The 11957-nt window shown below is 42.5% G+C and carries 10 protein-coding genes and 2 pseudogenes; 5 read left to right on the top strand and 7 right to left on the bottom strand.

All coding sequences use genetic code 11. The features are described from left to right. Positions 1-751 precede the first annotated feature (751 nt). Complete coding sequence (locus IM479_RS03825) at positions 752-1375, top strand: DUF3782 domain-containing protein (RefSeq protein WP_287687811.1); 624 nt, start codon at positions 752-754, stop codon at positions 1373-1375. 23 nt (positions 1376-1398) lie between these two features. Further along, positions 1399-1791 (top strand): annotated as a pseudogene (locus IM479_RS03820) (hypothetical protein). Between the two features lie 27 nt (positions 1792-1818). Here IM479_RS03820 and IM479_RS03815 read toward each other — a convergent pair. Beyond that, positions 1819-2046, bottom strand: coding sequence for a DNA-directed RNA polymerase subunit omega (locus tag IM479_RS03815; RefSeq protein ID WP_002761217.1), 228 nt, complete (start codon positions 2044-2046; stop codon positions 1819-1821). Between the two features lie 343 nt (positions 2047-2389). Here IM479_RS03815 and IM479_RS03810 point away from each other — a divergent pair. The 3 genes and pseudogenes from IM479_RS03810 to IM479_RS03800 all read left to right on the top strand — a co-directional run. After that, a pseudogene (locus tag IM479_RS03810) lies at positions 2390-2671 on the top strand (photosystem II q(b) protein); the annotation flags it as partial. Between the two features lie 393 nt (positions 2672-3064). Then, positions 3065-4510, top strand: a complete 1446-nt coding sequence (locus tag IM479_RS03805; RefSeq protein WP_287687813.1) for an Ig-like domain-containing domain — start codon at positions 3065-3067, stop codon at positions 4508-4510. Between the two features lie 215 nt (positions 4511-4725). After that, complete coding sequence (locus IM479_RS03800) at positions 4726-6963, top strand: FUSC family protein (protein WP_287687814.1); 2238 nt, start codon at positions 4726-4728, stop codon at positions 6961-6963. A gap of 3 nt (positions 6964-6966) precedes the next feature. Here IM479_RS03800 and IM479_RS03795 read toward each other — a convergent pair whose 3' ends face one another. The 6 genes from IM479_RS03795 to IM479_RS03770 form a co-directional block, all read right to left on the bottom strand. Beyond that, a complete protein-coding gene (locus IM479_RS03795; protein ID WP_287687816.1) occupies positions 6967-9033 on the bottom strand; it encodes an AAA family ATPase in 2067 nt (688 codons plus the stop codon). 72 nt (positions 9034-9105) lie between these two features. Further along, positions 9106-9282 carry a hypothetical protein gene (locus IM479_RS03790; protein WP_199273191.1) on the bottom strand — a complete coding sequence of 59 codons (177 nt, stop codon included), beginning with the start codon at positions 9280-9282 and terminating at the stop codon, positions 9106-9108. Between the two features lie 100 nt (positions 9283-9382). After that, a complete protein-coding gene (gene leuD, locus IM479_RS03785) occupies positions 9383-9973 on the bottom strand; it encodes a 3-isopropylmalate dehydratase small subunit (protein ID WP_002796901.1) in 591 nt (196 codons plus the stop codon). A 9-nt stretch (positions 9974-9982) separates the two neighbouring features. Continuing rightward, entirely contained in the window at positions 9983-10801 is an 819-nt protein-coding gene (locus tag IM479_RS03780) for a class I SAM-dependent methyltransferase (protein WP_287687819.1), read from the bottom strand. A 5-nt stretch (positions 10802-10806) separates the two neighbouring features. Next, positions 10807-11358, bottom strand: a complete 552-nt coding sequence (cobU, locus tag IM479_RS03775) for a bifunctional adenosylcobinamide kinase/adenosylcobinamide-phosphate guanylyltransferase (RefSeq protein WP_286826882.1) — start codon at positions 11356-11358, stop codon at positions 10807-10809. A gap of 48 nt (positions 11359-11406) precedes the next feature. Then, positions 11407-11784, bottom strand: coding sequence for a phosphomannose isomerase type II C-terminal cupin domain (locus tag IM479_RS03770; protein WP_287076345.1), 378 nt, complete (start codon positions 11782-11784; stop codon positions 11407-11409). Positions 11785-11957 lie beyond the last annotated feature (173 nt).

The raw sequence follows: 11957 nt of genomic DNA, 5'->3' as shown, positions 1-11957 counted from the left end.
CTAGGTTGGCTTTACGTTAGAATTAAAAGGCCAGTCTCGAAAACCAAGTGGACGGCGCAGCACCTTGAAAACTCGGCTTAGGGGGTTCCGACCAGAAAAGCTTGGCCGGGTAAAAAGTCGCGCGCAACAAGTACAAGAAGCGTTTAGCTGGAAACGTACCGTGGGACACACGGAATCGGGCTTCTGAAATGGGGCGAAAGTCTGTGGACTCTGTGTAAGACAGTACATTGTTTTTTAACTGTGGTATGCGACGGTGGTGGAAGCAGAAACTTAAATCGTGAGGTTTAGGAATCGCCGCACTTTTAGGGCGGCGAGGATGTCAAGGCTTCAGTCAGGGGAGAACCAGGATTGTAACAATTACCGTTTCTTCCCCTTTCTCGGTCTTCAACAGGAACAGGTGAAAACTTGATGTTCATTTTTATTCCTCAATTCGAGCGTTGTCAGAGAAATTGAAGCAGGCAAAAGGCAGATTTGAAGGTCTCAATCCTATATTCTTGCACTAGCATCGGATTTTAACAGGTCAAAAGCCTTATTTTAAAAGGGTTTTACCATTATTCAGCCAGCCCTACTTAGTTTCATCTAAAATTAAGCTCTTTGAGCGTTGTAAATTCCGGAAATATTTTACCCCCCCCGCACATTTGTCAAGTCTTTTACATAATTCTTAATATTTCTTTCCGTTTTGCTCTCTCGCTCTCGTCCGGCTTCTCGACGGAATCGCTAAAATGATCAGGGGTGTTTTAGAGGTAAGTCTATGAATGAACCGGTAACTCTTGAGGATATTTACCAGCTATTCCGCGCCTCCGCCGAGGAATATGATCGCCGGGCTGCCGAATCCAAGGCGGAATATGACCGCCATAGAGTCGAAATAGAGAACCTCCTCGCCGAATCTAAACTAGAAAGCGAGCGCTCGATGACAGAACTGAAACGGACGGTTGAACGAACCAGCAGAGCGGTAGATAGTCTCACCACTCGCTGGGGTCGATTTGTGGAAGAATTGGTAGAACCGGCGGTTTTACGGCTTTTTCAGGAAAAAAGCATCGATATTAAAGAAGTTTATCCCCGCGCTAGAGTCAAGCGTCAGGGCATCGCCATGGAAATTGATATTCTAGCCGTCGATGATACCGATCTCGTGGTGGTGGAATGTAAATCGAGATTATCTAAAGATGATGTGGATGAATTTATTGAAAAATTGACCCGTTTTAAAATCGCTTTTCCCCATTATAAAAACTATCGAGCTTACGGTGCGGTGGCGGGAATTGAAATCAACGAGGGGATCGATCGATACGCTTATAAAAAAGGACTATTTGTGATTAAACCCTCCGGGGATACGGTGGCCATTATTAATGATGCTGACTTTCAACCGAATACTTGGTAATTTCCCTAGTCAAAACAATCGCTATGGTTAACCTTTCCTACAATAAAAATCGCCTTCTTCCCAGTGCCGAAGAATTGCCCTGTTCTAACGAAACACCCGTGGATAAACAGTTACACCAACGATATTCCCAATCTATTACTTAGTTTATTAGCATTTATTTGGATGGAGCGGGACGACTGGTATTTTGGTGTAGATATGGGGATTTATTGCAATCCCGACGAACCGGCAATCATTATGATCAATCGGGAAATCGCTATTTAACCTCAGAGGAAAGGGCAATGAATGCGGAAGCGATCGCCGCTTAAGCACTTTTGATCGCCCAGCAAGAACGTTTGGCTAAACAGGAAGCGGAACAAAAAGCCCAACGACTAGCGGAAAGACTAAGATCACTGGGTATCAACCCCGATGAACTGTAAGGGTGGGTTCCAGGCAATTTTAGGGGATTAATCGCGTAATAATTCCGGTTCGGTTAATTCGTCGGTCATTTCCATCAGGGCCCGTTGGACGGGTTTAATCATCGGGTCATCGATATTTTCTACGGTATCGTAGCGGACGCGTTTGGCCCGTCTAGCGACTTGCACGACGATCGAGTAACGATTGCTGGCCGCATTCATCAGTTTATCGGTGAGATAAATCATCTCGGAGGAGTCGAATTTAAACCGTTTGGACATAGTTATATTGAGCCTTCTGGTGGTGAATTTGGCACTTGTCACTGATAGTAGTTTAGTGATAAGTTTTATTACTCAGTCCACCTTACCATATTTTGTCAACTTTAGGTATAGGGTTATCCTTGATCTCGATCGGATTTTGTCAACTACTTTTTACAAAACTTAAATCAATTTTATACAAGTTTAAAAATATACAAATAAAGAGATAATTTTTGAAATAAATAAACCCAAAAAAGGGACACAATCGCAGTGCCTATAAATATACTTGAACATATACTGCAAAGTAATCTTTGCTACATATATACCCAATTAATTGGCTGAGTTATTTTATTCCGCACCTGTATCCGCTGCTACTGCTGTCTTCCTAATCTACCCTATCGGCCAGGGTATCTCAAGCATGGCTTTTAACCTCAACGGTTTCAACTTTAACCAGTCGATTATTGATTCCCAGGGACGTGCGGTCGCAACGCGCTCGCTACGCGAGATCGCAACTTGGGCGGATGTGATCAACCGCGCTAACATTGGTTTTGAAGTAATGCACGAACGCAACGCTCAAAACTTCCCCCTCGATTTAGCTTCCGGTGATGCTATCCCCATGGCCTTGACGGCAGCGGCGATCAATGGTTAAAAATAAACAGATGCTGGATCCCCATCCAACATCCGCGTTCTAACTCTGCACACATTTTGCTAAGTCCTCATGATAAGTTAAAAAACGCTTCCTTTTTGGGGGCGTTTTTATTTATTCGATTGAAAAAACCGATGACAATCATTACTAAAGCTGATAAGAAAGTGGGGAAGTGGGGACGTGGGGACGTGGGGTGTGGGGTGTGGGGACGTGGGGACGTGGGGACGTGGGGACGTGGGGACGTGGGGACGTGGGGACGTGGGGACGTGGGGACGTGGGGCATTTAGCTGAAATTTCCCTAAATCCCTAAATCCCTAAATCCCTAAATCCCTAAATCCCTAAATCCCTAAATCCCTAAATCCCCTTTCTAACTGATAACTGATAACTGATAACTGTATGAAAAGATTAGCTTGGTTCGATCGCTTAGTGTTAGCGAGTATTTTGGCTTTAATTGCGGCGATATCGTCGATTTTGATCCAGGGAAATCAAGTTCCTACCCGAGGGGAGAATTTTAGCTGGCAAGGGCGAAAAATCGGCGTTAGGGACAATTATTTTACTTTAAGTTTTAATCGACCGATTGACCGTTCCGACATAGAAACCAGCTTGGTGATCGATCCTCCCTTGCCGGGTAAAATTAGCTGGTCTGGCGATCGCTTGACCTATACCTTGACGGAATTGCCCATCTACGGCAAAAAATATCAAGTAAAGTTACCTATTGCTCAAGGTGAGGATTTTATCGGAGAATTTTACAGCCACGATCGAGCTTTTGCCTATATTGGAGTCAACCAAGAGGAAAGAGGCCGTTTAATCGTCTGTAATATCATTCAGGGGGCAAATAACGTCACAGAACTGAAAAAAACCATCCTTACCCCTGGGGATCTGGTGGTCACGGATTTTCAAATCTATCCGAGGGGGGAAAGAATTTTATTCTCGGCCTTCGATCGCTCTGACCTAGGACGGGATACCCCAAAACAGCAACTTTACACAATTACTACGGGGTTAAATCATGACGAACATGGTCAAAATTTGCCCAGTGGTCGTATAGAAAGGTTTTTAGATGCGAAAACCTATCAAAATCTTCGCTTTAATCTCTCAGATAATGGCAAAACCCTAATCGTGCAGAGAATTAATCATGGGAATCCGGGGGATGCCAGTTTATGGGTAATCAGTGATGATGGACAATCGCGACCGTTAGGAATGCAAGGGGATAATTTTTTACTATCTCCCGACGGTAAAAAAGCGGTTGTCAGTCAAACGGGAGGGGTAGCGGTGATTCCTTTGGATGTCCAAGCGGGAAAACCGCAATTTTTGCCTACCTACGAGAAAATCCTCGCTTTTTCCCGGGATGGTCGCCAAAAATTAATGGTGAAATCAGAACCGGATAATCAGCGATCGCTATTTCTGCTCAACGATCAGGGAGAGTCAAGACTACTATTAAGAACAGTTAATCCGATTATTAGCTGTGAATTTGAACCGCGACAAGAAAAAACCCTTTACTGTCTGAAAAGCGATCTGGTCATGGGCAGCGATGGCAAAGTGAAAGAAGAACCATTTTTAGGGATTATTGAGCTAAAAACGGGTAAAATGATGCCACTGCTGGCTTTACCTAATTATCGTGACGTGCATATGAGTATGTCTCCCGATGGCGTGGCCTTATTATTTGATCAGTTAGCAACCACACCCTTTGGAGTCAGAAATGATTTAGTCACCGGGGAGGGGTCGAGCATTGCCGATGGTCGTCTCTGGTTATTACCACTCCCCGATCAATTCAGTCCCAATAGCATCCCGAAAATTTTACCTCAAGAACTCAACGCCGGTTTTAAACCCCGTTGGCTGCCCTAATAGAGCAGAATTGAGGAGTTAGGAGTCAGTCCCGATGAAAAAATTTTCACCCCCACAGATGAAAGAGGTTTCCTTCCCTACACCCCACACCCTACACCCTACACCCTCTTTCAAGTCAGGAGTCAGGGGAGAAATCGTTACCTAATCAGGTGACTCGGAGAATACTGACTCCCGAAAACGAAAACTGTGTACCTCACCATTAAGATAACTGCTATATGCTACTTCAGCGATTTGGTTTTTTATTGCGTCCTAGTGGCGATATCGAGATCGAGCGGGGGATTAGGACTTTATTAGCGATCGCAGTCCCGATTATTATCGGTGATATTTTAGATCAGTCGAAATTGGGGTTAATGGTGGGTTTAGCGGCTCAAACCTTGATTTTAGCCGATGTGGGGGGACTTTACTGCCTGAGAGCGAAAACCCTAGTCGCTACGACTATTGGGATGGCTCTAGCTTTGATTATTGGCACATTAGCCAGTGCTTGGTTAGGATTGACCGTAGTGATAGTTTTTTGCGGGTTGTTTCTAGCGGGTTATTTGACGGTTTACGGGGAAAATGGGGCGTTAGCTGGGTTAGTAATCAGTTTATTGCTGCTTTTTGCTGTTTCTTTGCCATCGGGAGATATTATCGTCGCTTTACAACGGGCCGGAATCGCTGTGTTGGGAGGGGGATGGACAATTTTTTTAGCCCTGTTTATCTGGCCTTTTCGCCCTAATCAGCCTTTACGTCAGGTAACGGCGGAAAATTTTCAGGGTATCGCCACTTGTCTCCGCTCTTTGCCCTTACACTCTCGTTCTAATGTTAATGAGGAGCCATATTTTAACAAAATCCGGCAACTGTTGCTCCGTTCTAGGAAAACTGTCACCTTGACGCGTCGGGGACGTTGGGGAAAAAGTGAGCTGCGGGAATTGTTAATCGTCTTGATTGAAGATAGCGATCGCATTAATACCAGCTTAATTGCACTGCGAGAATTGCTTCATCTTTATCCCTTGCCACAACTGACCACGGTGGGTATTTTATTAGAAGATATTCTCGTGCAAGTGGCGGAAATTAGCGAAGATATTGCCGGGTTAATTTTGGGTAAAAATAAACAACCGGATTGTGAGCGCTTGCAGTTATTACTCAAGGCGATCGAGCAACAAAAAAATCTGCAAGCTAAAGTTTTAGAAAATGCTCAGGATGATTATAGCAGTTATGTGGCAATTTCGCAATTAAATAATCGTTTAAAAAAATTATCTAAACAGCTAAAAATAGCCAGTGAAACAGCGCAACATTTGCGGCAAAGCGAGGACTTTTCAGATAAAAAAAATACTTGGCAGCGGAACTTTGAAGGGATAGAAAAAGAGTACGGTCAAGAAAAAGCTTGGTGGCAACCATTAAAATCTAATTTTAATCTAGAATCGCCCCTATTTCGTCACGGTTTACGCTTGGGTTTGGGAAGTGCGCTAGGAGTATTGATTTACAATAAGCTAGGAATTACCCATAGTTTTTGGATTGGTTTAACCTTAGTTATTGTGTTAAAACCAGATTTTAGCTTGACTTTTCAGCGCTTTTTTAATCGGGTGTTTGGTACGATTTTAGGCTCGTTTTTTGTTTTGGCATTGTTGCCAATTATAGATAATTCGATCTGGTTAGAAATTATTGGGGTGATTTCTATAGCGATCGCTTTAGCTTTGGTGCGATTTCACTATAGTTTAGCCGTATTTTTTATCACAATTTTTGCTTTAATCATCAGTCGTCTCGATGTCAGCAATGACGGGATTAATTTAGAGTATATCAGAATAGTTTATACTTTAATCGGTAGTGCTTTAGCTTTTGCACTTTCCTTCGGTTTTTTACGGTTTAATGAAGATGAACTTTTTTCCCTCGCTGCCATTAAAGCATTAGAAGCTAATCAAATATATTTTCAGTCAGTTATGGCAGTTTATTTAGGAGAATCATCCTATCAAACTGCAAGTTTATCTTCCTATCGCGATAAAGCTCGACGAGCAAATGCAACTATGCAAACGGCCCTACAAAGATTAATTGATGATCCTAGCACACCCTTTGCACAAATGGAACCAGCAATCACTTTAAGTAATTATATTCCCCGTTTTGGTCGCGGGGTGACAGTTTTATTGACGGAATTGGAACAATATCGCGGTAGTCCTCCCCATCCTAATCTGAGTCTGTTCACGCAACAAATAACCCAAGCTTTGACGCAATTAACCCAAGCTTTGCAAACAAATAATCCTCCTCTTCCCTTACCTCCCCTCGAAGATGCTTTAGAAGAAATCCTCGATCATTTGCAAGAATTGCGAGAGGAAAGGTTGGTAGAAATTGCTCATCAACAAGAGGGAACTAATCTCCAGAAATATTTGGGGGATTATAATATTGTCACCACGGAACTTGTGGAATTATCCAGTCGTGTTGGGGTAATGAACACAGCAATCGATCGTTTTATTAGAAGTTAAAATTTAGAATCGATTAACTTCGATAATTTCCGTATATTCAAAATTATTAGGACTGCGTTTCACCAGAGAATAATCAACACCATGAAGATTAATTAAATCCTCTTGACAATCCGCTTTCGGAGAATTATAAACTAACACATATTCTTTACCAATATAGGGAGAAATCTCGGTTTCTACTTCTCCTCTCCATTGAGTTTTTGTCACCAAAACAATTAACTGATTGGCTAATTTAGGAATAGCGATCGCAACTTGCCGACGATAGATATGATCGAGACTACCAAAAGGGGAATCCATCACCAGAGGAAAAGTGCTGCTATCAATTCCCATCAAAGTATTTTTCTGACGACCTTCTCGCACTCGATCGATAATTCCCCCGATAAAAGATAAACTGAGAATCTGATTTTCTCCGGTGGAAGCTGCCACGGGAATGGCGAATCCTGTGGTATTTTCTAATAATCTTACCTCGTAATCGGGACTAATACGGGGAATATAGGGAGTAAAAGAAATTGAGTTAAAGATTTCCTGTACCCGTTTTTCTAAGGACAAACGAAACTGATTTTCTAATCTCCGTCTTACCTCACTAATGCGATTAATTGCCTCTTGAGTCGCTAAAATACGTCGTTGTCCTAAATTAGATTTTGCCTCTTTTTGTTGCTGTTTTTGTACTTGTTTTTGCAGGGATTCTAACTCTTTTTCATAGATCTCTAGTTGATTTTTATTGCTGCCCTGTTCCAAGCGTAAATCTTTTAGGGAATCCTCGATCGCATCTAAGCGAGATTGCAGATTTTTAATATCTTCATCGGGATAATGGCGAAATTTATCCCGAACTTCATCTAATTCTGATTCTACCAAAGATAATTCTAAGCGCCACTGGTGAATATTAGCTTGATAATTATCCACTTCTTGCCAAAAATCTAAGCTCCGTTTATCCATTTCTTTGACTGTGGAAGATAAGCGAATGGCCGCTTCTTCCACATCGGCCATTCCTGCTTTATTCATCCAGTCTTGTACCTGTAAATAAGCTTGACTATTCTCCTGTAATTCCTGGCCACAAATACATTTTTTTCCCTCTAATAATTGTTGGACAAATTGCTGTTTGATACCACTGGGTAATTCCCCTTGTTGTCGTAGGCGATCGATTAATTGCTGAAAATTTTGATTAATTTCTTTTAAAAAGACTTGATAAGCTTGCTGGGAAATTAATTTCTTTAACTTATCCTTAGTTCTGACTAAATCTTGCCGCAGATTTCTTTCCTGTTGTTCTAATTTTTCTTTTAACTGTTTTAATTCCTCGGCACCACTTAACTCTAATAAGCGATTAGTCAAGGCTTTTTTTAATTCTTCCTGCTGGGATAACTGGTTAATAATATCCTGCTGACGCTGGGTTAACTTCTCTAAATCCTGCTCAATTTTACTTTCCTGTTTTAATAACTTTTTTAAATCCGATTCACCTAAATCTTTAAGTTCATCTTGTAAAGATTTTCTAGCTTTTTTTAAATGCTCGATCGCTCTATCTAATACTTTAACTCCCAATAATTCCTTTGTATCTTCTGCGATTTTTCCTTGGCTACTACTGCGAAATTGATGATCGATATATTCCCCATCAAAAAAGAAATAACGGTGTAAACTTTCGGGTAAAATTTGATTAATAATATCCTCCGGGGGTTGATGGGGTGCGTACCAATTGCCATCATCACCAGCGTAGAGCATATATAAACTATTTTGACCGTATTGAATTTTACTATTTACATCTTGGTAGGCGAAAAATTTTCGTTTTACCTGATAGCGTTTATTTTCATGTTCAAAGTTCACTTCTGCGGAACATTCTATGGAGGTTCCCGTGCTGACTTCTGTAATTGCCCGTTTATTAACTAATAACTCTGGTTCGGCAAAAGCTGCCGTAAATTTTTCATAAAGCACCCAAGTACAAGCATTTAAAATGGTTGTTTTTCCTGCCCCATTATTGCCATAAATTACCGTTGTATTGCGAGAACTTGCCGCTAAATGTATCTCAGGAGTCTTACCATAAAATTGTCGAAAATTACATAACTTTATTGATAGTAGTTTCATATTTAGAGACAGGGGATGATGGGGAAGTTTTTTCAGTGAACAGTGAACAGTGAACCGATAACTGATAACTGATTATTGAATTACTTCTTTAATAATCGTTAAAACATCATCATTGATATTGCGAGGATTGCGCTGGTATAACTTATCTCTTTCCAATTTTAAAACTCGATCGATGATTTTTCGCACATCTTCGGGAGCGTTTAAAATCGGTTCTTGGATATTTTGGAGATTATGATCAGGATTAGTCATAGGACAGATTTTTTAATATTTACAGCCGCTGCATTCAACCAAAATCCCTGCCAGGGTACGTTAATCTATTACTAACGCACCCTCACCCTAGATTGTTTCTCTAAACGAAACTTAAATAGGGTAACTTTTGCGCGGTAGATTGAATCAGATCGAGATTTTGTAACAGCTGTCCGCAGGTATCCCAACCTCCTTCTATTAACATCTGTCGGGAACCTTCATTCATAGACACGGTAGCGACAAAATCCCCCCATTCCACCGTCATAGTTGTCAAGGAAAGATCGACGGGAATTTCGGGATTAGCTGCAATTAAATCCTGTAAATGGGCGATGGTTTTTGCCTCAGCAGTGACACAGGGAACCCCATTAGCGATACAATTGCCAAAAAATATTTCGGCGAAACTTTCCCCGATAATTGCTTGAATTCCCCAACGTAAAATTGCTTGCGGTGCGTGTTCCCGAGAAGATCCACAACCGAAATTACCATTGACTACCAGAATTTTCGCTCCTTGGTACTGGGGTAGATCGAAAGGATGACTCCCCTGTAAAGCGGCTCGATCATCGGCGAACACTTGTTCTCCTAAACCTTCAAAGGTGATACAACGCAAAAAACGAGCCGGAATAATGCGATCGGTGTCAATATCGTTGCCTCGCAAGGGTAAAGCTCGTCCAGAGATGGTTTTAACTTGACTCATGATCTTTTTCTAACTTTTACTAGCAGTGACAAAAAAAGTGGTTGCATCTTGCCATACTCCCCGATCGGTGGCATTTTTCTCGATTTCTCGGCGATAATTGTTCACTAGAGTCGCAATTTCGGCAGCCGATAGGCGGTCGCAACGCGCTCGCAACGCGAGATCGAGAGGATTATCCTGAGGATGAAAATACTGCCCATACCAGAAGTTTTTGGCGGTTTCTAGGGGCAAATATCGACCTAGTTGCTCGACATTGACCGATATATTGGTAAATCCCGCATTTTCCAGCAATTGATGGCATTTTTCTGGGGTGGCGATGGGAGTATGCAGATTAGGCAACTCAAAACCATAGGTTTCGCGACAAACACCACTGATCAAGGGTAGGAAGTGGGATTCTAAATTATGACAGGAAAAAGCGACCGAACCGCCTTTTTTTAACCATTGATACCATTTTCCCAGCACTTGCGGGATATCGGGGAAAAGTGCGATTGCCAGAGAACAGGTGATCAGATCGAAACTAGACTCGGCAAAGTCAATGGCAGCTATATCGGCGTTAATTAGGTCAATATTCTCGATATTTAATTCTTCTAGCTTTTTTTCGGCTCTGGCAATCATTGCTGGTGTGAAATCGATCCCGATGACACTTTTTACTTTTGGAGCAATTGCGACCGCAATAAAACCCGTTCCCGTTGCCACGTCTAGCACAGATTGGCTTTTTTGTGAATAGAGATAATTTACTAATTTAAGGGCGCGAGCTTGGGTAAAATGGTTATCGTAATCGTGACGACGGGCATAAAAATCAATCACTTGACGCTGATAATCGTTGCTCATCTTCTCTACTGCCCAATTATCGACAAAGATTGACCCAATTGACTTAAATTAAGAGCATGGCCGCCGGTAACTAGATAAACTGCGTCTGCTATTGTGCCAATTCTACGACAGAGATCGCCTAAACGATCGCGAAACAGACGACCGAGGGGATAAGGGGGAACCACACCCCAACCGGTTTCTTCCGCTACCAGAATAACATCAACCGCCGCATTTTTGAGGGAATACAAGAATCGATCGCTAATTTCTAACCATTCGGCTGCCGACATTTCTAAACAATTGGCTACCCAAGTACCGAGGGAATCAATTAACAAACAGTGAGAAAATGGGCTATTATCAATAGTTTCGCTTAATTGTCGGGGAATTTCTTGGGTTTGCCATTGGGGGGAACGTCGCTGCCGGTGTCTTTCAATGCGATCGCACCATTCTTGATCTTTTTCATCCACCGAGGAGGTGGCGATATAAATAACGGGTTTTTGACTGATTTTGGCTAAATATTCGGCCCATTCACTTTTTCCAGAACGGGCAGCCCCTGTCACCAGGATAATTTTTTCATCCACGATCGAGATTTTGGCAAATAACTAAAGTATGTACAGGAGAAAACTGTCCTATTCTCGATCATCAAAACGGTGAATATCATCATCGCCTAAATATTCGCCATTTTGCACCTCGATCATCACCAGAGGAATAGAACCGGGGTTTTCCACCCGATGACGGGTATTCATGGGAACATAGGTAGATTCTTTTTGTTTGAGGAGAGTTTCTTTTTCATCACAGATTACCCGCGCTGTACCGGAGACGACAATCCAGTGTTCACTGCGATGGTAGTGCATTTGGGTACTCATGTGATGGCCGGGTTTAATGACAATGCGATTGATGCGATACCGGGGACCTTCCTCCAATACCGTCACCGTCCCCCAGGGGGGAGTCCGCGTCATTTCTATGTCTTGGGGAAAAGGGGAGGGAGCATTAATTAAGTCATCCATGGCGGTGGTCTCCAAACTTGATTAACATTCTAGTGGACAATCTCTGGTTTGCAGCTATCCGCTAAAGGGGTGTGGGGAGATGGGGAGATGGGGAGATGGGGAGATGGGGAGATGGGGAGATGGGGAGATGGGGAGATGGGGAGATGGGGAGATGGGGAGATGGGGAGATGGGG

This window comes from Microcystis sp. M165S2, assembly GCF_020245885.1.
Classification (GTDB): Bacteria; Cyanobacteriota; Cyanobacteriia; order Cyanobacteriales; family Microcystaceae; genus Microcystis.
Note: the sequence above shows the minus strand (reverse complement) of the source record. Positions and strands in the feature narration are given on the sequence as shown.